Origin of the sequence: Sulfitobacter sp. M85, from assembly GCF_029285915.1 — a bacterium.
GTDB classification, from domain to species: domain Bacteria; phylum Pseudomonadota; class Alphaproteobacteria; order Rhodobacterales; family Rhodobacteraceae; genus Sulfitobacter; species Sulfitobacter faviae.
The window spans coordinates 49,390-75,474 of sequence record NZ_JABECQ010000008.1; the positions used below are offsets into that span (position 1 = coordinate 49,390).

A 26,085-nucleotide genomic window follows, 5' to 3' on the forward strand; every position below is an offset into this window, starting at 1 on the left:
AAATGAAAAGGGGGTGTTGCGGCTTTTGTTTGCCCCTGCGTCAGCGCCGCCTATCTGCCTATAAGCAAGGGAGATCAGGATGCAGCGACAAGCGATACCATGGGTGGCGGCATGAGCGCGCGGGTGCTGGTGATCGGTGCCAGCGGCGGGATCGGCGCAGCGCTAAGCGCGGCTCTGCGTGCGCGCGGCGATACGGTGACGGCCCTGTCCCGCACGGGCGATGGGCTGGACCTGACGGATGAGGCATCGGTCAATGCCGCGCTGGAGGGGCTGAGTGGCCCTTTCGACGCGGTGATCGTCGCCACCGGCGCGTTGGAGATCGACGGGGCCACACCAGAGAAATCGCTGCGTGCCGTCACGCAAAAGGCGATGCTGGATCAGTTCGCGCTGAACGCGGTCGGCCCGGCGCTGGTGCTGCGCCACGCAGCAAGGCTTTTGCCCCGCGACAGGCGTGCGGTGTTCGCCGTGCTCTCGGCGCGGGTCGGCTCCATCGGGGACAACCGTCTGGGCGGGTGGATCAGCTATCGCAGCGCCAAGGCGGCGGTGAACCAGATCGTGCATACCGCCGCGATCGAGCTGAGCCGCAGCCATCCGCAAAGCATCTGCGTGGCGCTGCATCCCGGCACTGTGGAGACACCATTCACCGAGAAATACCTTGGCCGCCATCCGGCTGTTCCGGCTCCCCAAGCGGCGGGCAATCTACTGCGGGTGATCGATGGGCTGACCCCGGACGATAGCGGCGGGTTCTTCGACTGGGCCGGAGAGGCGGTGCCGTGGTGAGCCGTTTGATCTTGGTCTTGGGCGATCAACTCTCGCTAAACCTGTCGTCCCTGCGCGAAGCGGATAAGGCGCGCGATGTGGTGGTCATGGCCGAAGTGGCGCAAGAGGCGGAATATGTCCGCCACCACCCTAAGAAGATCGCGCTGGTCTTTGCCGCGATGCGCAAGTTCGCGCGTGCGTTGGAGAAAGACGGCTGGACGCTGCGCTATACCCCCTTGGACGATCCCGAGAATGCGGGCTCAATCGTGGGCGAATTGCTCCGCCGTGCGGAAGAGGCGGGCGCGGGTGAGGTGATCGTGACCGAGCCGGGGGAGTGGCGGCTGATCAACGCGCTGACCCACGCGCCGATCCCCACACGGCTTGTGCCGGATGACCGCTTCATCGCCAGCCGCAAACGGTTCGAGGATTGGGCCGAGGGGCGCAAGGCGCTCAGGATGGAATACTTCTACCGCGAGATGCGCCGCGAGACGGGGTTGTTGATGGAGGGCGATGACCCCGCAGGCGGCAAGTGGAATTTCGACCACGACAACCGCAAACCTCCGAAAGAAGGGCTGGATATCCCCGACCCGCTGACCTTCGCCCCCGATGCGGAGGTGGAGGCGGTGCTGGAACTGGTGACGGCGCGCTATGGCGACAACTTCGGCGATCTGCACCCCTTTGACTTTGCCACGACGCGCGCGGAAGCCTTGCAAGTGTTGGCGCATTTCATCGCCCACGCCCTGCCGCGTTTCGGCGACTATCAGGACGCGATGCTAGAGGGGCAGCCCTATCTCTTTCACGCGCTGATCTCGCCCTATCTCAACCTCGGGCTGCTGGACCCGTTAGAGGTCTGCCGCGCTGCTGAGGAAGCCTGGCAGGCGGGAGACGTGCCGATCAACGCCGCCGAAGGGTTTATCCGCCAGATCCTCGGTTGGCGGGAATATGTGCGCGGCATCTATTTCCTCGAAGGGCCGGACTATGTTGAGCGCAACGTGCTGCGCCACGACCGGGACTTGCCTGCCTTTTACTGGGGCGCCGATACCCAGATGAATTGCCTGCGTCAGGCGATTGGCCAGACCCAGAAACACGCCTATGCCCACCATATCCAACGGCTGATGGTGACGGGCAATTTCGCCCTGCTGGCCGGGATCGACCCGCATCAGGTGCATGAGTGGTATCTGGAGGTCTACGCCGACGCCTATGAATGGGTCGAAGCGCCCAACACGGTGGGCATGAGCCAATTCGCCGATGGCGGGGTGATCGCCTCGAAACCCTATGTGTCGTCCGGAGCCTATATCAACCGCATGTCGGATTACTGCAAAGGGTGCAGCTATAGCGTCAGCACCAAGGCGGGCCCGAAGGCCTGCCCCTTCAACCTGCTCTACTGGCATTTCCTTTACCGCCACCGCGAGCGGTTTCAGGGCAACATGCGGATGAAAAACATCTATGCCACTTGGGACCGTATGGACGACGACCGGCGCGAAGCGGTCCTGCGCGATGCGGATAAATGGTTGCAGCGGTTGGACGCGGGCGAGACGGTCTAGGCCGTCGCTGCTTTCAAACGCGGGCCGGGAACGGTTGGCCCGTTGCGCGCCTTCGCCGCTGCGATCCGCCCTGCAAGCCTCTGCGCGCTCTGCGGCGCGTGGCCCGCCGCCACGCAGTCATCAACGTTGCCGCCGTCCTCCAGCAGGATGCGCAGGATGGCGTCCTCTGCACGGGCCTTTTCCGTGTCGGGGGAGGAGGCCGGGCTGGGCGCCGGCCCCTGCATCCATGCCCGCGCCGTCTTGCTGCGCCAGTCGCAAAGTGCCCGCACCTCGGTTTGGTACAGGTCTTTGACCGGGTTGAAATCCCCCGGCAGGGCCACAGTCCCCATGGCGGCGGCGGATTTGTTCTGTGCCGTCAGCAGCATCTCCCCCGCGTCATCGGCCAAGGCGTGCAGCATCAGGCCGCGCAGGGGAGGGGTGAGCGTCTCGGTGCTGACTTCTGCCCCGAGCGCGGCCAGTTCATCCCGCAGCGCGGCGTGCAGATTGTCCGACAGCGGCAGGGCAATCTGGCGGACATTCTCGGCCCCCAAGGCATCCCGCGCGATTGCCGCCGCGAGTGCGGTATCGTTCCCCTCGGCCTGTTCGATCAGCACTTTGGAAGCGCCGGTTTTGGCAACATAGTCCCGCAGCCCCACGACCAAGGCCAGATAGTCCCGTTCCAGCGCATCTGGCTGCGGCGCGAAGGCGCTTTCGGCGATGCTCCAGCCCTCGGGACCGCGCTCTAGATCGACATGGGCAAACGCTGTGTCGAAGGCGGGCATCTGCAATGCCAGCTTGCCGCCGGGGTTCAGCGCGAATGTGGCGCCGTCGAAAACCGTCTCACCCTCGCCGCCGGTCATGTTGAGGTGGATCACCGGCAATTCCGTTTCGATCACCCGCGCGACCATGTGGTTGAGGCGCCGCTCCATCGCGCCGCGCAAATGGGGCGCGGCATGGGGGATCAGCAGCAGTTCGGCCCCCGTCTCGGCCTGCGTTTCGGCCACGTCGCCCGTCTCACCATCCGCGCCGATGGGAGAGCCGATGCGCAGCCCCGCCACCGCATAGGGGCCGCTGATCGGCACGGGATCGAAGGGCGCGCGCGGTCGGGGCGCGTGTTGCAGCACCCTGTGCGCGATCTTTCCGCCTTGCAGAATAAGGTAAGCGTTGTGGAGCTTGCCCGCCGCGACCCACGGCGCGCCAAGTGCCAAGGCGGGGCCATCAGCACAATGCGCGGCCAACGCTTCAAGCTGCGCCAAGACATCGTGCTGAAAGGCAGGGTTTTGCGACAGCCCTTGCGCGTCATGCCCGGTCAGGAAGAGTTCGGGCAGGGCGACCATCTGCGCGCCTGCGTCGCGCCCGGCCTGCCATGCGTTGCGGGCCAATGCCGCGTTGCCGGTCAGATCACCGGCGGTGGGGTTCAACTGCCCGAGGGTGAGGCGGAAACGGTCTGACATGGCAAGGCTCCGGGCTGGCTGGCACCGGGTGGGTCTAGCAGATCGGACCGGGGGCGAAACCCCCGTGCGCAGAGCTGACCCGCAGCACCGGGTGCGCGGGATCCGCCCAAACCGGCGTGCCCCTCTTGCAAACACGTTGCCTCTGCCCTCTATCACCCGTAACCTCGGGCCGAATGCCACTTAACGAGATCGGGAATTTCCGCCCATGTTGCACCGCAGCCTGCCCCTCTGTCTGATCGCCCTTCTGGCCACGCCGCTTGCGGCGCAGGACGGGCAGGTGCTGACCAAGGAATATGACGACGGCGGCATCTATGAGGGCACCTTTCAAGGCGGTCTTCAGCATGGCACCGGCACCTATAAGCTGCCCAATGGCTATGAATACTCCGGCGAATGGGTCGAGGGGGAGATCAAGGGCGAAGGCGTCGCGCGTTTCCCCAATGGGTCGGTCTATGAAGGCAATTTCGCCAAGGGCAAGCCTGACGGTCTGGGCAAGATCACCTTTGCCGATGGCGGCACCTATGAGGGCGAATGGGAAGCGGGCGCGATCATGGGGCAGGGCGTGGCGATCTACGCCAATGGCGTGCGCTATGAGGGCGCGTTCCGCAACGCCAAACACCACGGCAAAGGCGTGATGCAAAGCCCCGGTGGCTATGAATACAAGGGCGATTGGGTCGATGGCGTCAAACAGGGCGTCGGCACGATCACCTATCCCGATGGCGCGGTCTATGAAGGTGAGATCGAAGCCGGCAAACGCAGCGGCGAAGGCACGCTGACCATGCCCGACGGGCTGGTCTATGTGGGCAAATGGAAAGACGGCCAGATCGACGGCACCGGCACACTGACCCAACCCAATGGCGACGTCTACGAAGGCACGCTGGTCGCGGGGCGGCGTGAGGGCAAGGGCAAGGTCACCTATGAAAACGGTGACACCTATGAGGGCGACTTCAAGGATGACCGCCGCGATGGGCAGGGTACCTTCACCGGCACCGATGGCTATGTCTATACCGGCTCTTGGGTGGCGGGGCAGATCGAAGGCGAGGGTCAGGTGACCTATCCTGACGGGTCGGTCTATGTCGGCACCTTCCGCAATGATCTGGCCGATGGTACGGGCAAGATCACCTATCCCGATGGCTCCACCTATGAGGGCGAATGGGTCGCCGGGGTGATCGAGGGCGAGGGCATCGCCACCTATACCAACGGCGTGGTCTATGAAGGCGCGTTCAAGGACGCCCGTAACCACGGCCAAGGCGTGATGACCTATGCCGATGGCTACCGCTATGAGGGCGGCTGGCAAGACGGCCAGCGGCATGGGCAGGGCAAGGCGACCTATCCCGATGGCACCGTTTACGAGGGGGCCTTTAGGGACGGCCAGCGCCACGGTCAGGGCAAGATCACCATGGCCAGCGGTTTCGTCTATGAGGGCGAGTGGACCGAGGGTGAGATCGAAGGGCAGGGTGTTGCGACCTATGCCAATGGCGATGTCTATGAGGGCACATTCAAAGCGGGCAAGCGGCAGGGCAGCGGCACCATGCGCTATGCCAGCGGCGAGGAAGCCTCAGGCCAATGGGAGAACGGCGCGCTGAGTGATGGGGCTAGCGAGGCCGAAGCCTCGGAAGCGGCGGAGGCGGCTTCGGAAGAGGCTGGCGGTGAGGACGCGGCCACCGAAACACCCGCGCCCGAGGACAGCACCGGCGCGGATACGTCAGAGGCCACGCCCGCGCAGACCGGCACCGCAGCAGACGGGGGCTGACCCCCGCCTTTGCTGGACAACGCCCGCGCCCTGTGGCAAGCCCGCGCGCAACAGGAGTACGCCAGATGTCCAACCCCACAATCACCCGTTTCGCCCCGTCCCCCACTGGCTATATCCATGTGGGCAACCTGCGCACCGCGCTGATGAACTACCTCATCGCGCGCAAGGCGGGCGGTACTTTCATCCTGCGCATCGATGACACTGATCCCGAGCGCAGCAAGGAAGAATATGTCGATGGCATCAAGCAAGACCTCGAATGGCTGGGTCTGGAGTGGGACCGGGTCGAGCGTCAGTCCGAGCGGCTGGACCGCTACCACGCCGCCGCCGATGACCTGCGCGAGAAGGGCCGTTTCTACGAGGCTTTCGAGACGCCGACGGAGTTGGACCTCAAGCGCAAGAAACAGCTCAACATGGGCAAGCCGCCGGTCTATGACCGCGCCGCGCTGAGCCTGTCGGACGAAGAGAAAGCCGCCCTGCGGGCCGAACGCGGCGATGGGGTCTGGCGCTTCAAGCTGGATCACGCGCGGATCGAATGGGATGACGGCATTCTTGGCGATATCTCCATCGACGCGGCCTCGGTCAGTGACCCGGTGCTCATCCGCGGCGACGGGCAGATCCTTTATACATTGGCGAGCGTTGTGGACGACACCGAGATGGGCGTGACCCATGTGGTGCGCGGCTCGGACCATGTGACCAACACCGCCACGCAAATCCAGATCATGGAGGCGCTTGGGCAGGGTAATGTCCCCTCCTTCGCGCACCACTCCCTGTTGACCGGCCCGCAGGGCGAGGCGTTGAGCAAGCGTTTGGGCACATTGGCGCTGCGCGATCTGCGTGAGCAGGGGGTCCAGCCCTTCGCGCTTCTGAGCCTGATGGCGCGGCTCGGGTCCTCCGATCCGGTGGAACTGCGCACGGATATGGCAGAGCTGATCGACGGCTTCGACATCAACCGCTTCGGCTCGGCCCCGACGAAATTCGACGTGGCTGACCTCTTCCCGCTGACTGGGCGCTACTTGCAGCAATTGCCGCTGGAAGCCGTGAAAGACGACATCACCGCTCTCGGCGTGCCTGAGGATAAGGCCGCGCAGTTCTGGGCCGTGACGCGCGAGAATATCTCGACCCTGAAAGACCTCGGCCCTTGGTGGGCCATGTTCCGCGACGGGGCGGAGCCCGTGATTGCCGAGGAAGACCGCGAATTCGTGGCGCAGGCCATGCTGCTGCTGCCCGAAATGCCCTTCGATGAGACCACTTGGTCCAGCTGGACCGCAGCGGTCAAGGAAGCCACGGGCCGCAAGGGGCGCGGGCTGTTCCGGCCATTGCGTCTGGCGCTGACGGGGCAGGAGCATGGGCCGGAGATGGCGCAGGTGATGCCGCTGTTGCAGGTGGTGAGGGCGCGCGGCTGATTGGCGTGCTTGGGGGCTTGAGGCAGCCTCCCGGGGGCGCTGCCCCCGGACCCCCGAGGGTATTTGAGAAAGGATGAAGGAAGTTTTGGGGGGGCGTGTTTTGGCCCTTAGAAGTTCCTTGCGGCGAAGGTTGTTTCGGCGCGTTCTTTGATCTGCACTGACAGGCGATCCATGTGCTGGTCGACCACGGCGGTTTCCGCCTCTGTCAGCGTTTGGTGGCGCGGGTAGAGGGGGGCTGCGCGGTCGTCGAGGATGGGCGTGTCCCAGCCGTCGGTCGTGTCGAAGAAACGTGCTGCGCCATCGGTGCCGAATTCGCGCAGGAAGCCTTGGACCACCACATCGAGGTAGCTGAGCAGGATGACGTGATCGCCGTGGGTCACCGCGATGTCGGCGGGGATCGCGTAATGGGCGATGTCGGGGGCGGGGGTCAGGTCATGCACCACCGCGCCGCCTGAGGCGTGGCGTTCGTAGCTGTATTCGCGTTTGTCCAGTGCGGCCCAATCCGCGCCCGGCACGGCGGCGATCAGCCCGTCGATCCGGGTGGCGGGGTGCTGCACTACGGAAAGATAGACGATATCGCGGCCTTCGGTGCGGACCCATTGGCGGCGCCAACCGTCGAGCTGCGCCGTGCGGGCATCGGGGTAGCTATGGGTGTTGCGGTTCACGAGGCTGCCGTAGCCAAAGAAATAGGGGGTCATGCGGGGTGCTTTCCATCTGCCGTGTTGCCGGTAAGAAAACATGTGTCGCATCCGCTCACAAGCATGCTTGACGCAGAGGTATGCCCCAGCATACGAAAGGCCCAATCGTCACGGGAGAATCGGTTAACACCGATGCCGAAGGAGCAACCGCCCCGGAAACTCTCAGGCCCCAGGACCGTGATGTGACCAAGACTCTGGAGAGGGGCGCGGATGCGCACGCCGAAGGGATAACGATCTCAGGCGGAAGGACAGAGGGGGCATCAGGCGCAGCATTTGCGGCGCTAAGGTGCCGGCATGGTCAAAAGGTCATCCGGAAGCGACAGGAAAGGCGAACCGGATGAGCGATCTCAAGCAGACGGCATTGCATGATTTGCATGTGGAACTGGGGGCCAAGATGGTGCCCTTTGCGGGCTATTCCATGCCCGTGCAATACCCTCTTGGCGTGATGAAGGAACATCTGCACACCCGTGCCGCCGCCGGGTTGTTCGATGTGGGCCACATGGGGCAGGTCGTCGTTCGCGCGAAGTCTGGCAGCTATGAGGATGCGGCTTTGGCGATGGAGCGGCTCGTGCCGGTCGATGTGCTGGGCCTTGGGGAGATGCGCCAGCGCTATGCCATGTTTACTGATCCCAATGGCGGCATTTTGGACGATTTGATGTTGGCCAATCTGGGCGATCATCTGTTTGTCGTGGTGAATGCCGGCTGCAAGGATGATGACATCGCCTTGATGCGGGAGGCCCTGTCGGACAGTTGCGAGATTGAGGTGCTGGAGCACCGCGCGCTGCTGGCGCTCCAGGGGCCGCAGGCCGAGGCAGCGCTGGCGCGGTTGCAGCCCTCGGTGGCGGATATGAAATTCATGGATGTGGTGCGGGACGTCGATCTTGATGGGATCACCGTTACCCTGTCGCGCTCGGGCTACACCGGGGAGGATGGCTACGAGATTTCCGTGGCGAATGGTGACGCGGTGGCGCTGGCGCAGAAGCTTTTGGCGATGGAGGAGGTGGAGCCCATCGGCCTTGGCGCGCGCGACAGTCTGCGCTTGGAAGGCGGGCTTTGCCTTTATGGCCACGACATCGACACCACCACCACGCCGGTCGAGGCGGCGTTGAACTGGGCTATTCAGAAGGTGCGGCGCGAGGATGGCGACCGCGCGGGCGGCTTCCCGGGCGCGGGCGTGATCTTGCAACAATTGGCCGACGGCGCGCCGCGCAAGCGCGTGGGGTTGCTGCCCGAGGGGCGTGCGCCGATGCGCGAGGGGGTCGCCATTTATGATGCCGCCGAGGGTGGCAATGAGGTTGGCCGCGTGACCTCGGGCGGCTTTGGTCCGACGGTTGGTGGCCCGGTTGCCATGGGCTATGTCAGCGCCGAGCATGCGAAGGTCGACACTGCGCTTTGGGGCGAGGTGCGCGGCAAGCGCTTGCCACTGATTGTCACGAAAATGCCGTTCGTCGCGGCGAACTTCAAACGCTGAATCTACACAGGGAACTCAATTATGAAATTTACCGAAGAGCATGAATGGCTGCGCGTCGAGGGTGACGAAGTGGTCGTGGGCATCACCACGCACGCCGCGGAGCAGTTGGGCGATGTCGTATTCGTGGAACTGCCCGACGAAGGCACCACCGTCAGCAAGGACGACGAGGTCGTCGTGATCGAATCCGTGAAGGCGGCGTCGGACATCCTTGCGCCCATCGACGGTGAAATCACCGAGGTTAACGGCGCGCTGACCGACAACCCCAGCATGGTCAACGACGACCCGCAGGGCGAGGCGTGGTTCTTCAAGATGAAGGTCTCTGACGCCAGCCAGATGGACGACTTCATGGACGAAGCCGCCTATCAGAAATTCATCGGCTAAACCGCCGCGCGCGCCGGGGCTCCGGCGATGCTGATCACCTGCGTCGCCCCATGGGCGGCGCGCCACAAACAGGGGGCGCCCTGCCGCGCCGTGACGAGGAACCCGACATGAGCTTCAAGCCCACCGATTATCTGCCCTATGATTTCGCCAATCGGCGTCACATTGGCCCGTCCCCTTCCGAGATGTCTCAGATGCTCGACACCGTGGGCGCCGAGAGCCTTGATGCGCTGATCGACGACACGTTACCGAAAGCGATCCGGGCGAAAGAGCCGCTGGATTTCGGCAAGGCGATGAGCGAGCGTGAGGTGCTTGAGCACATGCGCCGCGTCGCGGGCAAGAACAAGGTCCTTACCAGCCTGATCGGTCAGGGCTATCACGGCACCGTCACGCCGCCCGCTATCCAGCGCAACATTCTTGAAAATCCCGCGTGGTACACCGCCTACACGCCCTACCAGCCCGAGATTTCGCAGGGCCGTTTGGAAGCGCTGCTCAATTTCCAGACCATGGTGAGCGACCTCACCGGGCTCGAAATCGCGAATGCTTCGCTGCTCGACGAGGCCACGGCCTGTGCCGAGGCGATGACCATGGCGCAGCGCAGTTCGAAATCGAAGGCCAAGGGTTTCTTTATCGACGTGAACTGCCACCCGCAGAACATCGCCGTGATGAAGACCCGGGCCGAGCCTCTGGGCATTGAGGTCATCATCGGCGAACCCGAGGAGATGGAGGCCGAGAAGGTCTTTGGCGCGATCTTCCAGTACCCCGGCACCTATGGCCATGTGCGCGACTTCACCGATCACATGGCCGCGCTGCACGAGGTCAAGGCCGTGGGCATCGTCACCGCCGACCCGCTGTCGCTGACCCTGCTGAAAGAGCCGGGCACGATGGGCGCGGATATCGCTGTGGGCAGCACGCAGCGTTTCGGCGTGCCCGAGGGGTATGGCGGCCCGCATGCCGCCTATATGGCCTGCAAGGATTCAATGAAACGCGCCATGCCGGGGCGGATCGTCGGTGTCTCCATCGACGCCCATGGCAACCGCGCCTATCGCCTGTCGCTGCAAACGCGTGAGCAGCACATCCGGCGTGAGAAGGCGACGTCCAACGTCTGCACGGCGCAGGCGCTGCTGGCTGTGATGGCCTCGATGTATGCCGTGTTCCATGGCCCCGAGGGGCTGAAAGCAATCGCGCAGCGCATCCATCGCAAGACAGTGCGTCTGGCAAAGGGCCTAGAGGCCGCGGGCTTTGACGTGCAGCCCGAGAGCTATTTCGACACGATCACCGTCGAGGTTGGCCCGCTGCAGGCCGCGGTGATGAAATCCGCCGTGGACGAGGGCATTAACCTGCGCCGCGTGGGCGAGACCCGCGTCGGCATTACGCTCGACGAGCGCACCCGCCCTGACACGATCGAGGCGGTCTGGCGCGCCTTCGGCATCCGTCAGGCGGATGATGATTTCACGCCCGAGTACCGTCTGCCCGAGGGGCTGCTGCGCACGAGCGATTACCTCACGCACCCGATCTTCCACATGAACCGGGCCGAGACCGAGATGATGCGCTACATGCGTCGTCTCGCGGACCGTGACCTCGCGCTTGACCGGGCGATGATTCCGCTCGGCTCCTGCACCATGAAACTGAACTCGGCTGCCGAGATGATGCCGGTGACATGGCGTGAGTTCTCGCTCATCCACCCCTTCGTCCCTGCCGATCAGGCGCTCGGCAACCGCGAGATGATCGACGATTTGTCCGACAAGCTCTGCGAGATCACAGGCTATGACGCGATTTCCATGCAGCCGAACTCCGGCGCGCAGGGCGAATACGCAGGTCTTCTGACCATCGCCGCCTACCACCGCGCCAAGGGCGAGGGGCACCGCAACATCTGCCTCATCCCGATGAGCGCGCATGGCACCAACCCGGCCTCGGCCCAGATGGTGGGCTGGAAGGTGGTGGTCATCAAGACCGCCTCCAACGGTGACATCGACCTTGATGATTTCCGCGCCAAGGCCGAGCAGCACAGCGAGAACCTCGCCGGCTGCATGATCACCTATCCCTCGACCCACGGCGTCTTCGAGGAGACCGTGCACGAGGTGACCAAGATCACCCATGACCACGGCGGGCAGGTCTATATCGACGGGGCCAACATGAACGCCATGGTGGGCCTGTCCCGCCCCGGCGATCTGGGCGGCGACGTGAGCCACCTGAACCTGCACAAGACCTTCTGCATCCCGCATGGCGGCGGCGGCCCCGGCATGGGCCCCATCGGCGTGAAATCGCACTTGATCGCGCATCTGCCGGGCCACCCGAATGAGGAAGGCGCCGCGGTCTCGGCCGCACCCTACGGCTCGCCCTCGCTGTTGCCGATCTCATGGTCCTACTGCCTGATGATGGGCGGCGAGGGTCTGACGCAGGCGACCCGGGCGGCGATCCTCAACGCCAACTACATCGCCAAGCGGCTCGAAGGGGCTTACGACGTGCTCTACAAAGGCCCCTCCGGCCGGGTGGCGCATGAATGTATCATTGACGTGCGCCCCTATGAGGAGACGGCGGGCATCACCAACGAGGATGTCGCCAAGCGTCTGGTCGACTGCGGCTTCCACGCGCCGACCATGTCCTGGCCGGTGGCGGGCACGCTGATGGTGGAGCCCACCGAGTCCGAGACCAAGGCCGAGCTTGACCGTTTCTGCGATGCCATGCTGGCGATCCGCGAGGAGATCCGCGAGATCGAGGAAGGCCGCATGGACCGCGCCAACAACCCGCTCAAGAACGCGCCGCATACGGTGGAGGATCTGGTGGTGGAATGGGGCGACCGGCCCTACAGCCGTGAGCAGGGCTGCTTCCCCCCGGGCGCCTTCCGGGTCGACAAATATTGGCCGCCGGTCAACCGTGTCGACAACGTGCACGGCGACCGCAACCTGATCTGCACCTGCCCACCGCTGGAGGATTACGCCGAAGCGGCGGAGTAAGGTTCAGACCCAGACAACACCTAAGGGCGCGGGATCATTCCTGCGCCCTTAGCATATCCGCGGGCCGGGCGTTCAGCGCCTTCAGCGCAAAGCCCAGACCGGCCAGCACCGTGGCCAAGACGCCGCCCGCGATGATCAGAAGCGCATTGGGCCAGACCACGGCGAAATCAGTCTCCATAACAAAATGGCTCACGGCCCAACCACCGGTGACCCCGGCCAGCAACGCCACCGCCCCGGCAAAGAGGCCGAGCAGCGCGGCGCGCAGCACAAAGCTGGTGGCGATGGCGCGGCGCGAGGCCCCCATGGTTTTCAGCAGCGCCGCCTCATAGCTGCGCGCGCCGGTGCCTGCGGCGGCGGTCCCGATCAGCACCATGAACCCCGTCGCCAGCGTGGCCAAGGCGCCAAAGGAAATGGCAGAGGCGAGCCCAGCCAGCACCGCCGCGACCCGGTCGATCGCATCGCGCACGCGGATGGCGGTGATGTTGGGGTATTCGCTGGCAAGATCGCGCAGGATCGCGGCCTCCGCCTCGGGTTCGGCATAGACGGTCGAGATGAAACTATGCGGCGCGCCTGCAAGGGCGGCGGGGTTCATCGTCAGCACGAAACCGATCCCGGCGGTCGAAAAATCGACCTCGCGAAAGCTGGTGATCGTGCCAGCGATGTCGCGGCCAAGGATGTTAACGCTGAGCGTGTCGCCCAGTTCCAGCCCGATCTCTGCGGCCTCTTCGGCGGCAAAGCTGATTTGCGGATCGCCGCTGTAATCCTGCGCCCACCATTCCCCCGCCGTGATCCGCGTGTCTTCGCCCGGCAGCGCGGCATAGGTCACCCCCCGGTCGCCGCGCACGACCCAGTGATCGCCCGCGACCTCACGCGCGGGGCGTCCGTTGATCTGGGTGATCACGCCGCGCAGCATCGGGGCGCTTTCGATGCGCGACACGGCCGGATCGCCCTCAAGCCGCGCGGTATAGCCGGGCATCTGGTCTTTCTGAATGTCGACGAAAAAGTAGGAGGGCGCCACATCAGGCAAGTTGCCCGAGATTGCCCGGCGCAGGTTGCCGTCGATCTGCCCCACCGCGGCCAGTACCGACAGGCCAAGGCCAAGCGCCAGCACCACCGCCGTCGCCCCTTCGCCGGGGCCGCCGATGGCCGCCAGGGCCCACCGCAGGCGCGGATGGCCCCGCGCCCGGCGGGCCGCAGCACGGGCCAGCAGACGCAAGAGCGCCGCCGCCAGCGCGAGCACGGCGAGCGTCGCGGCCAATCCGCCCAGTGTCCAAAGCGTGAGCGACCACGAGCCGTTGAACCAACCCGCCAGCACAAGCAGAGTGGCCAGCAGCAGCGCCATCGCGACGAGATAGGGCGCGGCGGGCCAAGGCGATTGGCGTTGCCAATCGTCGCGGAATAGGGTCGCGGCGCGGACATCGGCGCTGCGCGCGAGCGGCCAGAGGGTGAAGAGAGCGGCGGTCAGCAGCCCGTAGAGCGCGGCCTCAATCAGTGGGGCGGGGTAGATGGTGAAACGCGCGGGCAGGGGCAGGCTTGCCTCAATCAGCGGCGAGAGCAGCAAGGGCAGCCCCGCCCCGATCAGCAGGCCAAGGGCGACCCCGACCATGGCCAGAATGCCGACTTGGATGAAATAGGTCTGAAAGATCGTCGCGCGGGATGCCCCTATGCTGCGGAAGGTGGCGATGACGGCGGTTTTGCGTTGCAGATAGGCCCGCACCGCTGCCGCCACGCCGACCCCGCCGACGGCAAGGCCCGAGAGCCCGACGAGCACCAGAAAGGCGCTTAGCCGTTCGACGAAACGCGCCACGCCCGGCGCGCCGTTGCGCGCGTCGGTCCAGCGCATCCCGGCATCGGCAAAACGCGCTTTGGCCTCGTCTTCGAGCGGGGCGAGGGCGGTGCCCTGGGGCAATTCGAGACGGTATTTGCTATTGAAAAGCGTGCCGGGGGCAAGCAGGCCGGAGCCTTCGAGTGCCGCGCGTTTGACCAGTGTGCGGGGCCCAAGTGAAAAGCCGCTGGCGGCGGAATCCGGCTCGCGTTTGATCAGCGCGGTCAGGGTGAACTCAGCCTCGCCAAGCGCGAAAGTGTCACCGGGGGAGAGGGCCAGCCGATCCGCCAGCGCCCGTTCCATCACCGCGCCGGGCAGGGTGGTGGCCTCGGGCGAAAGGGCTTCTTCCAACGGCAGGGCGGGGTCCAAGACCATCTCGCCGATTAGCGGATAGAGGTCATCGACCGCCTTCACCTGCGTGAGCGCGCGTTCTGAGGTCTCGCCCGCGCCTGTGACGGCCATGGAGCGGAACTCGACGATCTCGGAGACGCGCGTGGCGCGTTCGGCCATCCAGTCGCGCTCTTCGGGGGTGGCGAAACGGTAGGTGAAATCAAGCTCGGCATCTCCGCCCAGAAGGGCCGCGCCCTCGGCCTCCAACCCGGCTTCGATCGCCGCGCGGACGGTCCCGACAGCGGCCAGCGCGGCCACGCCAAGCGCAAGACAGGCCAGCAGCAGGCGAAAGCCGCGCAGGCCGCCGCGCATTTCCCGGCGGGCAAAACGGGCGGCAAGGCGCAGGCTCATGCGAGGCGCCCGTCGCGAAGTTCCACCACCCGGGCGCAGCGCTGCGCCAGATCATCGGCATGGGTGACCAGAACCAGCGTCGCACCATGGCGGTCGCGCAGTTCAAACAGCAGGTCCATGATCGCGGCCCCATTGCGGCTGTCGAGACTGCCTGTCGGCTCATCCGCCAAAAGGATCGCGGGGCGGGGTGCTGCGGCGCGCGCGAGTGCCACGCGCTGTTGCTCGCCCCCCGACATCTGCGCGGGGTACTGGTTGATCCGGTGGCCCAGTCCCACGGCCTCAAGCTCGGCCCGGGCGCGGTCAAAGGCGTCATCGGTGCCGGAAAGCTCCAGCGGGGTGGCGACATTCTCAAGCGCGGTCATGGTGGGGATGAGGTGGAAAGACTGAAAGACGATCCCCATGCGCCCTTGCCGGAACCGGGCCAACCCGTCTTCCCGCATCGCGCTCAGGTCGTGGCCGAGGGCGGTGACCTTGCCGCCGGTGGCGCGCTCCAGCCCGCCCATGACCATCAGCAGCGATGATTTCCCCGACCCGGAAGCGCCGGTCAGCGCGATGCTCTCCCCTTGCTGGACCTGCAACGAAATGCCGCGCAGAATATCGACGGGGCCGGCATTGCCCTTGAGGCTCAGCGTGACATCTTGAAGGTCATAGACAGGGTCGCTCATCGGGTCGCCTCTGGCTTGGGATACGTGATGGATATGGAGGTCCGCGAAGGATGCGCAAGGTATTGATCTGTTTTGCCTTTATTTTAGGCAGCGCGGCGCAGGCCGAGGAGGTGGTGATCGCAGCCCTCGGCGACAGCCTGACCCAAGGCTACGGGCTGCCCGCCGAGGAGGGGTTCGTGCCGCAATTGCAAGGCTGGCTGGATGCCGAGGGGGTCGAGGCCAAGATCCTCAACGCGGGCGTGTCGGGCGATACCACCGCTGGCGGGCTGGCGCGGGTCGACTGGACCCTGACGCCCGAGGTGGACGCGATGATCGTGACGCTGGGGGGCAACGACCTGCTGCGCGGGCTGGACCCGGCGCAGGCGCGCGGCAACATCGACGGCATCCTTGCCGCTGCGGAAAAGGCGGAGGTTGAGGTGCTCTTGGTCGGCATGAGCGCGCCGGGCAACTATGGGGCAGGCTATAAGGCGGATTTCGAAGGGCTCTACCCCGATCTGGCCGAGGCTTACGGCACGCTGTTCTACCCGGACTTCTTTACCGGCCTGCTGGCCGAGGAAAAGAATGCCGCCAGCGCGCGGAGCGAGACGGTGCAGCGCTATTTCCAAGGCGACGGCATCCACCCCAATGCCGAAGGGGTGGCGCTGATCGTGGAGGACATCGGCCCTGCGGTGGCAGAGCTTGCCGCCCGCGCCGCCGAGCGCCGCTAACAAAAACGGACGCCGCAGCGTCCGTTTCGATCCTCGTGATGTGGCCCGTTCAGGCCAGCGCGATGTTGCTCGCGCTTTCGCGGCCATCGCGGCCCGCTTCGACGTCAAAAGTGACCTTTTGGTTGTCGGCCAGCCCGGTCAGCCCGGCGCGTTCCACTGCGGAAATATGGACAAAGATGTCTTTGCCGCCCGCATCAGGTGCGATGAAGCCGTAGCCTTTTGTCGTGTTGAACCATTTTACGGTGCCAGTAGCCATGCCCCGTGTCTCCCTTTCTTTGATCTGCCCGCAACATGCGGCAGCGCGGCTCGGTCGAATTCGTGATCGCTGGAGCCTTAGGGCAGCCGGGTCGAAAAGTCTTCGCGTCGCAGTTGTGATATTGGAATCTCTATTTTTAAAATCAAGGATTTTTACGGGGCGAGGGGCCGCAAGCAAGGAAGCGCCCATGAAATATAACCTGCCTGTTACAAAACTGGCAGGCATCTCGGGATTTTCCGGAAGGCGCGGTTTTCAAAAATTTACCAGTTGATAAAAAAATGATTCCATGAGAGCGTTTTCAAAACACCAAGAAAACGACAGGGATTTTGATATGGCACGAGATGTGTTTGAGCCGGGGATCGTTCCGGGGCGGTTAGAACCGCAGAGCTATGCCGAGGGGTTTTCGGATCTTCATCCGCCCTTGGATGAACATGAGGCGCTGGTCGCGGCGGACCGCTGTTACTTTTGCCACGACGCGCCCTGCATGACGGCCTGCCCGACCGACATCGACATTCCGCTGTTCATTCGGCAGATCGCCACTGGCACGCCCGATGCGGCGGCCAAGACGATCCTGAGCCAGAACATCCTCGGCGGCATGTGCGCCCGGGTCTGCCCGACAGAAACGCTTTGCGAAGAGGTCTGTGTGCGCGAGGTGGCCGAGGGCAAGCCGGTGTTGATCGGTCAGTTGCAGCGCTATGCGACGGATCATTTGATGGCGCAGGGCGTGCATCCCTTCGAGCGGGCCGCAGCCACGGGCAAGCGCATCGCCGTTGTCGGCGCAGGGCCAGCGGGTCTGTCCTGCGCGCACCGTCTGGCGATGCTGGGCCATGATGTCGAGATCATCGACGCGCGGCCCAAGCCCGGCGGGCTGAACGAATATGGCATTGCGGCCTATAAGACCCCGAACGGCTTCGCGCAGGCCGAGGTCGATTGGCTGATGCAGATCGGCGGGATCACCTTCCGGCACGAGGTTGCCGTGGGCCGGGATGTCACGCTCGAAGAGCTGAAGGCCGACTACGATGCGGTGTTCCTCGGCATGGGGCTGGTGGGCGTCAATGCCCTTGGGGCCGAGGGCGAGGATAAGGCCGGGGTCGCCAATGCGGTCGATTTTATCTCGGAGCTGCGTCAGTCTGGCGATCTTTCCGGCGTGCCGATTGGCCGTGATGTGGTGGTGATCGGTGGCGGGATGACGGCGGTGGACGCCGCGGTGCAGGCGAAGCTGCTGGGTGCGTTGAATGTGACGCTGGTCTATCGCCGCGGGCGCGACCGGATGAATGCAAGCGTGTTCGAGCAAGACCTCGCTGCCTCCAAGGGGGTGCGGATCGTGACCCATGCGGTGCCGATTGCCGTCCATGGCAACGGGTCGGTGCGCGAGATCGAGTTTGAATATGTCGATGAGGCGATGAAGGGCACCGGCCAAACCCTGCGCCTGCAAGCGGATCAGGTGTTCAAGGCCATCGGTCAGACGCTGTTGGGCGAGGGGCTGCCCGAACTCGACGGGCGCAAGATCAAGGTCGATGGCACCGGGCGCACCAGCCTCGACGGGGTCTGGGCCGGGGGCGACTGCGCCAGCGGCGGCGATGACCTGACGGTGACCGCCGTGGCCGAGGGCCGTGATGCGGCGATGGACATTCACACCACATTGATGGGGGCGGCGGGCTGAGGCCGCGCCGAGAGGGAGACATAACATGGCTGATCTGAGAAGCGACTTCATCGGGATCAAATCCCCCAACCCGTTCTGGCTGGCCTCCGCCCCGCCGACGGACAAGGAATACAATGTGCGCCGCGCCTATGAGGCGGGCTGGGGCGGGGTGGTCTGGAAGACTCTCGGCTCCGAAGGGCCGCCGGTGGTCAACGTCAATGGCCCACGCTACGGCGCGATCTGGGGCGCGGATCGGCGGCTGCTGGGCCTCAACAACATTGAGTTGATCACCGACCGCCCGCTGGAAGTGAACCTGCGCGAGATGAAGGCGGTGAAACGCGACTACCCCGACCGCGCGCTCATCGCCTCGATCATGGTCCCTTGTGAGGAGGAGGCGTGGAAAGCCATTCTGCCGCATGTGGAGGAGACCGGCGCCGACGGCATTGAGCTGAACTTCGGCTGCCCGCATGGCATGGCTGAGCGCGGCATGGGTTCTGCCGTGGGGCAGGTGCCGGAATATATCGAAATGGTCACCCGCTGGTGCAAGATGTACACGCGGATGCCGGTCATCGTGAAGCTGACGCCGAACATCACCAACGTGATCTACCCTGCCGAGGCCGCCAAGCGCGGTGGTGCGGATGCGGTGAGCCTGATCAACACGATCAATTCGATCACCTCGGTCGATCTCGACCTCTTCGCGCCTGAGCCCACGATCGACGGCAAGGGCACCCACGGCGGCTATTGCGGCCCGGCGGTCAAGCCCATCGCGCTCAACATGGTGGCCGAGATCGCCCGCAACCCCGAGACCCACGGTCTGCCAATCAGCGGCATCGGCGGCGTCACCACATGGCGCGACGCGGCGGAGTTCCTTGCCCTTGGCGCGGGCAATGTGCAGGTCTGCACGGCGGCGATGACCTATGGCTTCAAGGTTGTGCAAGAGATGATCTCGGGCCTGTCGGAATACATGGACGACAAGGGGCTGACCTCGGTCGACCAACTGGTGGGCCGCGCGGTGCCGAATGTCACTGACTGGAACCAGTTGAACCTGAACTACGTCGCCAAGGCGAAGATCGACCAAGACCTATGCATCTCCTGCGGGCGTTGCTTCGCCGCTTGCGAGGACACCAGCCACCAGGCCATCGCCATGTCCGAAGACCGCACCTTCACGGTGGTCGAGGAGGAATGCGTGGCCTGTAACCTCTGCGTCAACGTCTGCCCGGTCGAAGACTGCATCTCAATGGAGGAACTGGCGGCGGGCACCACCGACCTGCGCACGGGCAAGACGGTGACGCCGGACTATGCCAACTGGACCACGCACCCCAACAACCCCTCTGCCCAAGTGGTCGAACCGGCAGAGTAAGACAAGAGCCGCCGCCCCGCGTTCAGGATTTTCTGCGGGGCGGGGTGGTGGTATCGTCAGCGGGGGGCGGTATCTCTGCCACCTCCCGCCGCGCCACGATCAGCGCCATGGCCGCATCCCGGGCCATCTCTTCGCGGGTGACGGGCGGTGCGCCCGCTGGTTCATCGGACGCTGCCGGATTTGCGCCCTTCGCATCCCGCGTAGCCCCTGCGCCCTTTATATCGCCTACATTCATCACTGCCCCTTAACCTTGGAAGGAGCCCACACCCGCCAGACAGACTGGGGGGCATGTGTTAACGGGGGATTAAACGCAGGGCGCCACTGGCCGCTATGGTTAACCGTTTGGCGCTGGCGCGGGCTGGTCCAAAAGCGCGCCGAACATCGCCTGAAGATGGGCCTGCGCGCGGGGCCGGGGATCGGTCTCGGGACCGAGCAGGATTTGCGCCTGCGCCTCGAAATCCGCGTAGTGCTGGGTCGTCGCCCAGATCGAGAATATCAGGTGCTGCGGGTCCAGCGCGGGCAGTTTGCCAGCCGCCACCCAGCCCGCGATCACGGCGCATTTCTCATCAAACAGGGGTTTGAGATGGCTGTGCAATTCCGGCTCGATCCGCGGGGCACCTTGCAGGATTTCATTGGCGAAAAGACGGCTTTCGCGCGGCAGTTCGCGCGACATGGTCAGCTTGCGTTCGACATAGTCCAAAATCTCGCGCCGGGGGTCGCCGTCGGGGTCCAGTTCCACCAGCGGGTCGAGCCATGTTTCCATCAGCTGCGACAGCAACGTGACGTGAATGTCTTCTTTGCCATTGAAGTAATAGAGAATATTCGGTTTGCTCAGCCCAGCCTCGGCGGCGATCTGATCCAGCGTGGCACCCCGGTAGCCGTGTTTGGAAAAGACTTCGAGCGCGGCATCCAGAATCACCCGGCGGTTGCGTCGTTGGATGCGGCTGGGTTTCTTGGCGGTGCTTTCGGGCAAGGCAATGATCCTTGGTGCTGCTAAAAAAGGCGTTTGCCGGATCGGCGGCGGGTTGTTTCAAACCAGTTCTTGACAGAGCCTAACCTAATCGCAATCGTGGATTTACCAAATGGTAAAAAAACAACACGGCCCCAGCCGATGACAGAGGAGTGACCTATGCCCGCGCCCGGAGAGAACCTCAAGATTGATCCCGACCGTCTGTGGGATTCCTTGATGGAAATGGCCAAGATCGGCCCCGGCGTGGCGGGGGGCAACAACCGCCAGACGCTGACGGACGAAGACGCCGAGGGCCGCGCCCTGTTCCAAAAGTGGTGCAAAGAGGCGGGCTGCACCATGGGGCTCGACCAGATGGGCAATATGTTCGCCCAGCGGGAGGGCACTGACCCCGATGCGCTGCCGGTCTATGTGGGCAGCCACCTCGACACCCAGCCGACGGGCGGGAAATACGATGGCATCCTTGGCGTGCTCGGCGGGTTGGAAATCATCCGCACGATGAACGATCTGGGCATCAAGACCAAACACCCGATCGTTGTGACCAACTTCACCAACGAAGAAGGCACCCGTTACGCCCCCGCGATGCTGTCGTCGGGGGTTTTTGCTGGCATCCACACACAAGACTGGGCTTACGCGCGCACCGATGCTGAGGGCAAAAGCTTTGGTGACGAGTTGCAGCGCATCGGCTGGCGCGGCGAGGAGGAAGTCGGCGCGCGCAAGATGCATGCCTTCTTCGAGTTGCACATTGAACAGGGCCCGATTCTGGAGGCCGAGGGCAAGGATATCGGCGTTGTGACCCACGGGCAGGGGCTGAGCTGGACGCAGGTGACGATCACCGGCAAGGACAGCCACACAGGCTCCACCCCCATGCCGATGCGCCGCGACGCGGGGCTGGGCATGGCGCGGGTATTGGAGAAGGTGAACGAGATCGCGCTCAGCCACGCGCCCCATGCGGTCGGCGCGGCGGGCCATATCGAGGTCTATCCCAATTCGCGCAACGTGATCCCCGGCAAGACGGTCTTTACCGTCGATTTCCGGTCGCCCGAACTGTCGGTCATCGAGGATATGGAGGTCCGTCTGCGCGAAGAGGGCCAAAAGATCGCCGACGATATGGATGTGCAGATCGAATTTGAAAAGGTCGGCGGCTTTGATCCCGTGGCCTTTGACGAGGGTTGCGTGACGGCTGTGCGCAACGCCGCCGAACGGCTGGGCTACAGCCATATGAACCTGATCTCTGGCGCGGGGCATGACGCCTGCTGGATCAATCGCGTGGCGCCGACGGCGATGGTGATGTGCCCCTGTGTCGATGGTCTGAGCCATAACGAGGCAGAGGAGATCACCAAGGATTGGGCCAAGGCGGGGGCGGATGTGCTGCTCCATGCGGTGCTGGAGACAGCGGAAATAAAGGGCTGAACACTCGGGCGGAGGTCGGGGGTGCTGCCCCGGCCCCCCGATGTGAATAGCCCGAAAGATGGGGAGAGAAAGATGAGCAAGGTAATCAAGGGTGGCATGGTCTGCACGGCGGACCGGACGTGGAAAGCCGACGTGCTGATCGAGGGAGAGAAGATCAAGCGCATCGGCGAGGACCTCACGGGTGACGAATACATCGACGCGGAAGGCGCCTATGTGATCCCCGGCGGGATCGATCCGCATACGCATCTGGAGATGCCCTTCATGGGCACCACGGCGGCTGAGACCTTCGAGTCCGGCACGTGGGCCGCGGCAGTCGGCGGCACCACGATGGTGGTCGACTTCTGCCTGCCCGGCGCGGATGGCAGCATCAAGAACGCGATCAACGAATGGCACCGCAAGTCGGCGCCGCAGATTTGCAGCGACATCGGCTATCACATGGCCGTCACCGGCTGGGACGAGACCGTCTTCAACGAGATGAAGGACGCGGTCGACATGGGGGTGAACAGCTTCAAGCACTTCATGGCCTACAAGGGCGCGCTGATGATCGAGGACGACGAGATGTTCGCCTCTTTCAAGCGCTGCGCAGAACTGGGCGCGCTGCCGATGGTCCATGCCGAGAACGGCGATCTGGTGGCCGAGTTGCAGCAGAAGTATTTCGATCAGGGCATCACCGGGCCGGAGGGCCATGCCTATTCCCGCCCGCCGGAGCTTGAGGGCGAGGCCGCGAACCGCGCCATCACCATTGCCGACACGGCGGGTGTGCCGCTTTATATCGTGCATGTGTCTTGCGAGCAGACGCATGAGGCGATCCGGCGTGCGCGGCAGAAGGGGATGCGGGTTTACGGCGAGCCGCTGATCCAGTTCCTGACGCTGGACGAGTCAGAGTATTTCAACACCGATTGGGACCATGCTGCGCGCCGCGTCATGTCGCCGCCGTTCCGCTCGAAAGACCATCAGGACAGCCTCTGGGCCGGTTTGCAATCGGGCAGCCTGCAGGTGGTGGCGACGGATCATGCCGCTTTCAGCACTGAGCAGAAACGCGCGGGTCGCGATGATTTCCGGATCATCCCCAACGGCTCGAACGGGCTGGAGGAGCGTCTGGCCGTGCTCTGGACCGAAGGGGTGGAGACGGGACGCCTGACACCGAATGAGTTCGTCGCCGCAACCTCGACCAATATCGCCAAGATCCTCAACATCTATCCGCAGAAGGGTGCCATCGTCGAAGGGGCGGATGCCGATATCGTGGTTTGGGATCCGAAGATCACCAAGACAATCAGCCCCGCGAACCACCATTCGGTGCTCGATTACAACGTCTTCGAAGGCTTCGAGGTCAAGGCGCAGAGCCGCTACACCCTGAGCCGCGGCGAGGTGATCTGGGCTTGGGGGCAGAACAGCCAGCCGCAGCCCGGCCGGGGCCGTTTCGTGCCGCGCCCGGCCTTCCCGAGCGCCAACGTCGCCCTCAGCAAATGGAAGGAACTCAACAGCCCCAAGATGATCAAGCGCGACCCGCTGAACATCCCGGCGGGGATTTGAGCCATGTAGAACCGCCACGACAACCGGGTAAAGTGCCGCGCTAAAAGCGGCCGACCAACAGGGAAGTAAAATACGTGAATGACAGCCAGAGCGTGATCAGCGCCAGCAATCTTGACCTGACCTTTCAAACCAATGACGGGCCGGTCCACGCGTTGAAAGACGTGAACCTCGAGATCCACAAAGGGGATTTCGTCAGTTTCATCGGCCCCTCGGGCTGCGGCAAGACGACCTTTCTGAGGGTCATGGCCGACCTCGAGCAGCCCACGGGCGGCAGCGTGACCATCAACGGCGTCTCGCCCGAGGAAGCGCGTAAATCGCGGGCCTATGGCTATGTTTTCCAAGCGGCGGGCCTCTATCCGTGGCGCACCATCGGCGGCAACATCCGCTTGCCGCTGGAGATCATGGGCGTGCCGCGGGCCGAGCAGGACGAGCGGGTGAAACGGGTGCTCGACCTCGTGGAGCTTTCGGGGTTTGAGAAGAAGTTTCCTTGGCAATTGTCGGGCGGGATGCAGCAGCGCGCCTCGATCGCGCGGGCGCTGTCCTTCGATGCCGACATCCTGCTGATGGACGAACCTTTCGGCGCGCTGGACGAGATCGTGCGCGACCACCTCAACGAGCAACTGTTGAAGCTCTGGGCGCGCACCGAAAAGACCATCGCCTTCGTCACCCATTCGATCCCCGAGGCGGTGTACCTCAGCACCAAGATCGTGGTGATGAGCCCGCGTCCCGGACGGATCGCCGACGTGATCGAAAGCCCGTTGCCGCGCGAACGCCCGCTGGAGATCCGCGAGACGCCCGAGTTTCTGGAAATCGCACACCGCGTGCGCGAGGGGCTGCGCGCCGGGCATGGGGACGATTGATGCGTAACATTATCCCCGTTCTCACGGTCGTGGGTCTGTTGATCGTCGTCTGGTATGGCGCGGCCGTAGCACTCAACGCGCAATGGGCGCGGGATGTGGCAGCACGGGCCGACAAAACGCTGACATTCTCGGAATTGGTGGCCGACACATGGTCGCAGGAGAAACCGAAACTCCCCGCGCCGCATCAGGTCGGCGCGGAACTGTGGAAGACCACGGTGGAGAAGAAGGTCACCTCGAAACGCTCGCTGATTTATCACACATGGGTCACCTTCAGCGCGACCTTTCTGGGCTTCGTCATGGGCACCGCGCTCGGCACGCTTCTCGCCGTCGGCATCGTCTTCAACCGCACGATGGACATGAGCGTGATGCCTTGGGTGATCGCCAGCCAGACCATTCCGATCCTCGCCATCGCACCGATGATCATCGTGGTGCTGAATGCCGTGGGCCTGTCGGGCCTGCTGCCCAAGGCGATCATCAGCATGTATCTGTCGTTCTTCCCGGTGGTCGTGGGCATGGTGAAGGGGCTGCGCAGCCCCGACCAGATGCAGCTTGACCAGATGCGGACATGGAACGCGAGCGGCTGGCATACCTTCTGGAAACTGCGGCTGCCGTCCTCGATGCCCTATTTCTTCACCTCGCTGAAGGTCGGCGTCGCGGCCTCGCTGGTCGGGGCCATTGTGGGCGAGATGCCGACGGGGGCTGTCGCTGGCCTCGGCGCGCGGCTCTTGGCCGGTAGCTACTACGGCCAGACCGTGCAGATCTGGAGCGCGCTTCTCATGGCGGCGGCGCTTGCGGCGGCGATGGTGGGGCTTATCGGGCTGGTACAGAGGCTGACACTCAAGCGGATGGGGATGGCATGATGGGCTGGGTTCTTTTTGCCGTGGTCGCATGGGTCGCGGGCCTGTCGCTCAACGTCTGGCTGGCGCGGCAGCGGCCTTCGCGGGGCGCGTCGCTGGCGGCACCGGTGGTCTTTGGCATCACGCTGATCGCCGTCTGGGAAGGCGTGGTGCGCGGGTTCGAGATCAACCAAGTGCTGCTGCCCGCGCCCTCAGTCATCGCGGCGCGCATGGCCACGTCGCTCGATATCCTGTGGATCGACTTCGTGCAGACCGTCATCAAGGGGGCGATCAGCGGCTACATCATCGGCTGCGGCGCGGCCTTCCTGACGGCGCTGGCGATTGACCGCTTTCCGTTCTTGCAGCGCGGCCTTTTGCCGGTGGGTAATTTCGTCGCCGCGCTGCCGATCATCGGCATGGCGCCGATCATGGTGATGTGGTTCGGCTTCGGCTGGCAGTCGAAAGCGGCGATTGTCGTGGTCATGGTGTTCTTCCCGATGCTGGTGAACACGGTGCAGGGGCTGCAGGCCAGCGACGCCATGCAGCGCGACCTGATGCGCACCTATGCCGCCGGTTATTGGCGGACGCTTCTGAAGCTGCGGCTGCCCGCGGCGATGCCCTTTGTCTTCAACGGGTTGAAGATCGGCACGACCCTTGCCCTCATTGGCGCCATCGTCGCTGAATTCTTCGGCTCTCCGGTGCTGGGGATGGGCTTTCGCATCTCCACCTCGGTGGGTCAGCTTGCGCTTGATCTGGTCTGGGCCGAGATTGTGGTCGCGGCAATAGCCGGATCGGCGTTCTATGGTATCATGGCCCTTATCGAAGGACGGGTGACTTTCTGGCACCCCAGCCAAAGGAACTAGAGACGACCAACCAACAGGGAGATA

Annotated in this window: 22 protein-coding genes and 1 riboswitch; of the genes, 15 read left to right on the top strand and 7 right to left on the bottom strand. The window is 64.3% G+C overall.

Annotation, left to right across the window (positions count from 1 at the left end; all coding sequences use genetic code 11):
* Positions 1–111 precede the first annotated feature (111 nt).
* Together HKX24_RS14885 and HKX24_RS14890 are read left to right on the top strand one after the other, a co-directional pair.
* Positions 112–780 carry an SDR family NAD(P)-dependent oxidoreductase gene (locus tag HKX24_RS14885; RefSeq protein WP_271692345.1) on the top strand — a complete coding sequence of 223 codons (669 nt, stop codon included), beginning with the start codon at positions 112–114 and terminating at the stop codon, positions 778–780.
* Positions 777–2,303, top strand: a complete 1,527-nt coding sequence (locus HKX24_RS14890; RefSeq protein WP_271692344.1) for a cryptochrome/photolyase family protein — start codon at positions 777–779, stop codon at positions 2,301–2,303. The genes HKX24_RS14885 and HKX24_RS14890 overlap by 4 nt, the downstream gene beginning before the upstream one ends.
* Here HKX24_RS14890 and HKX24_RS14895 read toward each other — a convergent pair.
* Positions 2,300–3,736 (bottom strand): nitrilase-related carbon-nitrogen hydrolase, encoded by a 1,437-nt coding sequence (locus tag HKX24_RS14895; protein WP_271692343.1) that lies wholly within the window; start codon positions 3,734–3,736, stop codon positions 2,300–2,302. The two genes, HKX24_RS14890 and HKX24_RS14895, sit on opposite strands and share 4 nt — an antisense overlap.
* A 205-nt stretch (positions 3,737–3,941) precedes the next feature.
* Here HKX24_RS14895 and HKX24_RS14900 point away from each other — a divergent pair, with 205 nt between their 5' ends.
* On the top strand, positions 3,942–5,486 hold the full coding sequence (locus HKX24_RS14900) for a 2-isopropylmalate synthase (protein ID WP_271692342.1): 1,545 nt from the start codon (positions 3,942–3,944) through the stop codon (positions 5,484–5,486).
* 65 nt (positions 5,487–5,551) lie between these two features.
* Positions 5,552–6,889: a glutamate--tRNA ligase gene (gene gltX / locus HKX24_RS14905; protein ID WP_271692341.1), complete on the top strand. Its 1,338-nt coding sequence runs from the start codon at positions 5,552–5,554 to the stop codon at positions 6,887–6,889.
* A gap of 107 nt (positions 6,890–6,996) precedes the next feature.
* Here gltX and HKX24_RS14910 read toward each other — a convergent pair whose 3' ends face one another.
* Positions 6,997–7,587 carry a gamma-glutamylcyclotransferase family protein gene (locus HKX24_RS14910; RefSeq protein ID WP_271692340.1) on the bottom strand — a complete coding sequence of 197 codons (591 nt, stop codon included), beginning with the start codon at positions 7,585–7,587 and terminating at the stop codon, positions 6,997–6,999.
* Between the two features lie 101 nt (positions 7,588–7,688).
* A riboswitch (glycine riboswitch) is annotated at positions 7,689–7,775 on the top strand.
* Positions 7,776–7,924: 149 nt separating this feature from the next.
* Between HKX24_RS14910 and gcvT the strand changes: the two genes are divergently transcribed.
* The 3 genes from gcvT (at position 7,925) to gcvP (ending at position 12,393) form a co-directional block, all read left to right on the top strand.
* Complete coding sequence (gene gcvT / locus HKX24_RS14915) at positions 7,925–9,058, top strand: glycine cleavage system aminomethyltransferase GcvT (RefSeq protein ID WP_271692339.1); 1,134 nt, start codon at positions 7,925–7,927, stop codon at positions 9,056–9,058.
* Positions 9,059–9,079: 21 nt separating this feature from the next.
* Positions 9,080–9,439 (top strand): glycine cleavage system protein GcvH, encoded by a 360-nt coding sequence (gene gcvH, locus HKX24_RS14920; protein WP_271692338.1) that lies wholly within the window; start codon positions 9,080–9,082, stop codon positions 9,437–9,439.
* Positions 9,440–9,546: 107 nt separating this feature from the next.
* The gene (gene gcvP / locus HKX24_RS14925; RefSeq protein WP_276154081.1) at positions 9,547–12,393 is read left to right on the top strand and encodes an aminomethyl-transferring glycine dehydrogenase; all 2,847 of its coding nucleotides are present in this window, start codon (positions 9,547–9,549) and stop codon (positions 12,391–12,393) included.
* Between the two features lie 34 nt (positions 12,394–12,427).
* Here the strand turns inward: gcvP and HKX24_RS14930 are convergent, their stop codons facing one another.
* Together HKX24_RS14930 and HKX24_RS14935 are read right to left on the bottom strand one after the other, a co-directional pair.
* Complete coding sequence (locus HKX24_RS14930) at positions 12,428–14,959, bottom strand: FtsX-like permease family protein (RefSeq protein ID WP_271692336.1); 2,532 nt, start codon at positions 14,957–14,959, stop codon at positions 12,428–12,430.
* Entirely contained in the window at positions 14,956–15,624 is a 669-nt protein-coding gene (locus HKX24_RS14935; protein WP_271692335.1) for an ATP-binding cassette domain-containing protein, read from the bottom strand. Before HKX24_RS14935 ends, HKX24_RS14930 begins: the two co-directional genes overlap by 4 nt.
* 50 nt (positions 15,625–15,674) lie before the next feature.
* On the opposite strand from HKX24_RS14935, the gene HKX24_RS14940 reads away from it, so the two are divergent.
* Entirely contained in the window at positions 15,675–16,331 is a 657-nt protein-coding gene (locus HKX24_RS14940; RefSeq protein WP_276154082.1) for an arylesterase, read from the top strand.
* 49 nt (positions 16,332–16,380) lie between these two features.
* Here HKX24_RS14940 and HKX24_RS14945 read toward each other — a convergent pair whose 3' ends face one another.
* Complete coding sequence (locus HKX24_RS14945) at positions 16,381–16,587, bottom strand: cold-shock protein (protein WP_209217039.1); 207 nt, start codon at positions 16,585–16,587, stop codon at positions 16,381–16,383.
* 331 nt (positions 16,588–16,918) lie between these two features.
* Between HKX24_RS14945 and HKX24_RS14950 the strand changes: the two genes are divergently transcribed.
* Together HKX24_RS14950 and preA are read left to right on the top strand one after the other, a co-directional pair.
* A complete protein-coding gene (locus HKX24_RS14950; RefSeq protein ID WP_271692331.1) occupies positions 16,919–18,250 on the top strand; it encodes an NAD(P)-dependent oxidoreductase in 1,332 nt (443 codons plus the stop codon).
* A 25-nt stretch (positions 18,251–18,275) separates the two neighbouring features.
* Entirely contained in the window at positions 18,276–19,589 is a 1,314-nt protein-coding gene (gene preA / locus HKX24_RS14955) for an NAD-dependent dihydropyrimidine dehydrogenase subunit PreA (protein WP_276154083.1), read from the top strand.
* Positions 19,590–19,611: 22 nt separating this feature from the next.
* Here preA and HKX24_RS14960 read toward each other — a convergent pair whose 3' ends face one another.
* On the bottom strand, positions 19,612–19,824 hold the full coding sequence (locus HKX24_RS14960; protein ID WP_271692329.1) for a hypothetical protein: 213 nt from the start codon (positions 19,822–19,824) through the stop codon (positions 19,612–19,614).
* Between the two features lie 99 nt (positions 19,825–19,923).
* Positions 19,924–20,562: a TetR family transcriptional regulator C-terminal domain-containing protein gene (locus HKX24_RS14965; protein ID WP_271692328.1), complete on the bottom strand. Its 639-nt coding sequence runs from the start codon at positions 20,560–20,562 to the stop codon at positions 19,924–19,926.
* A 156-nt stretch (positions 20,563–20,718) separates the two neighbouring features.
* Between HKX24_RS14965 and HKX24_RS14970 the strand changes: the two genes are divergently transcribed.
* From HKX24_RS14970 to HKX24_RS14990, 5 genes are all read left to right on the top strand, one after another.
* Entirely contained in the window at positions 20,719–21,969 is a 1,251-nt protein-coding gene (locus HKX24_RS14970; RefSeq protein WP_271692326.1) for a Zn-dependent hydrolase, read from the top strand.
* 72 nt (positions 21,970–22,041) lie between these two features.
* Positions 22,042–23,502, top strand: coding sequence for a dihydropyrimidinase (gene hydA, locus HKX24_RS14975; RefSeq protein ID WP_271692325.1), 1,461 nt, complete (start codon positions 22,042–22,044; stop codon positions 23,500–23,502).
* A 74-nt stretch (positions 23,503–23,576) separates the two neighbouring features.
* A complete protein-coding gene (locus tag HKX24_RS14980) occupies positions 23,577–24,362 on the top strand; it encodes an ABC transporter ATP-binding protein (RefSeq protein ID WP_271692324.1) in 786 nt (261 codons plus the stop codon).
* A complete protein-coding gene (locus HKX24_RS14985; RefSeq protein WP_271692323.1) occupies positions 24,362–25,222 on the top strand; it encodes an ABC transporter permease in 861 nt (286 codons plus the stop codon). The genes HKX24_RS14980 and HKX24_RS14985 overlap by 1 nt, the downstream gene beginning before the upstream one ends.
* Positions 25,222–26,061 carry an ABC transporter permease gene (locus tag HKX24_RS14990; protein WP_271693855.1) on the top strand — a complete coding sequence of 280 codons (840 nt, stop codon included), beginning with the start codon at positions 25,222–25,224 and terminating at the stop codon, positions 26,059–26,061. Before HKX24_RS14985 ends, HKX24_RS14990 begins: the two co-directional genes overlap by 1 nt.
* The last annotated feature ends 24 nt before the right edge of the window (positions 26,062–26,085 follow it).

Excerpts from the sequence above, each read along its gene's own strand:
- HKX24_RS14885 (WP_271692345.1), top strand. The coding sequence starts at position 112 with ATGAGCGCGCGGGTGCTGGTGATCGGTGCCAGCGGCGGGATCGGCGCA.
- HKX24_RS14895 (WP_271692343.1), bottom strand. The coding sequence starts at position 3,736 with ATGTCAGACCGTTTCCGCCTCACCCTCGGGCAGTTGAACCCCACCGCC.
- HKX24_RS14900 (WP_271692342.1), top strand. The coding sequence starts at position 3,942 with ATGTTGCACCGCAGCCTGCCCCTCTGTCTGATCGCCCTTCTGGCCACG.
- gltX (WP_271692341.1), top strand. The coding sequence starts at position 5,552 with ATGTCCAACCCCACAATCACCCGTTTCGCCCCGTCCCCCACTGGCTAT.
- HKX24_RS14910 (WP_271692340.1), bottom strand. The coding sequence starts at position 7,587 with ATGACCCCCTATTTCTTTGGCTACGGCAGCCTCGTGAACCGCAACACC.
- gcvT (WP_271692339.1), top strand. The coding sequence starts at position 7,925 with ATGAGCGATCTCAAGCAGACGGCATTGCATGATTTGCATGTGGAACTG.
- gcvH (WP_271692338.1), top strand. The coding sequence starts at position 9,080 with ATGAAATTTACCGAAGAGCATGAATGGCTGCGCGTCGAGGGTGACGAA.
- gcvP (WP_276154081.1), top strand. The coding sequence starts at position 9,547 with ATGAGCTTCAAGCCCACCGATTATCTGCCCTATGATTTCGCCAATCGG.
- HKX24_RS14930 (WP_271692336.1), bottom strand. The coding sequence starts at position 14,959 with ATGAGCCTGCGCCTTGCCGCCCGTTTTGCCCGCCGGGAAATGCGCGGC.
- HKX24_RS14935 (WP_271692335.1), bottom strand. The coding sequence starts at position 15,624 with ATGAGCGACCCTGTCTATGACCTTCAAGATGTCACGCTGAGCCTCAAG.
- HKX24_RS14940 (WP_276154082.1), top strand. The coding sequence starts at position 15,675 with ATGCGCAAGGTATTGATCTGTTTTGCCTTTATTTTAGGCAGCGCGGCG.
- HKX24_RS14945 (WP_209217039.1), bottom strand. The coding sequence starts at position 16,587 with ATGGCTACTGGCACCGTAAAATGGTTCAACACGACAAAAGGCTACGGC.
- HKX24_RS14950 (WP_271692331.1), top strand. The coding sequence starts at position 16,919 with ATGGCACGAGATGTGTTTGAGCCGGGGATCGTTCCGGGGCGGTTAGAA.
- preA (WP_276154083.1), top strand. The coding sequence starts at position 18,276 with ATGGCTGATCTGAGAAGCGACTTCATCGGGATCAAATCCCCCAACCCG.
- HKX24_RS14960 (WP_271692329.1), bottom strand. The coding sequence starts at position 19,824 with ATGAATGTAGGCGATATAAAGGGCGCAGGGGCTACGCGGGATGCGAAG.
- HKX24_RS14970 (WP_271692326.1), top strand. The coding sequence starts at position 20,719 with ATGCCCGCGCCCGGAGAGAACCTCAAGATTGATCCCGACCGTCTGTGG.
- hydA (WP_271692325.1), top strand. The coding sequence starts at position 22,042 with ATGAGCAAGGTAATCAAGGGTGGCATGGTCTGCACGGCGGACCGGACG.
- HKX24_RS14985 (WP_271692323.1), top strand. The coding sequence starts at position 24,362 with ATGCGTAACATTATCCCCGTTCTCACGGTCGTGGGTCTGTTGATCGTC.
- HKX24_RS14990 (WP_271693855.1), top strand. The coding sequence starts at position 25,222 with ATGGGCTGGGTTCTTTTTGCCGTGGTCGCATGGGTCGCGGGCCTGTCG.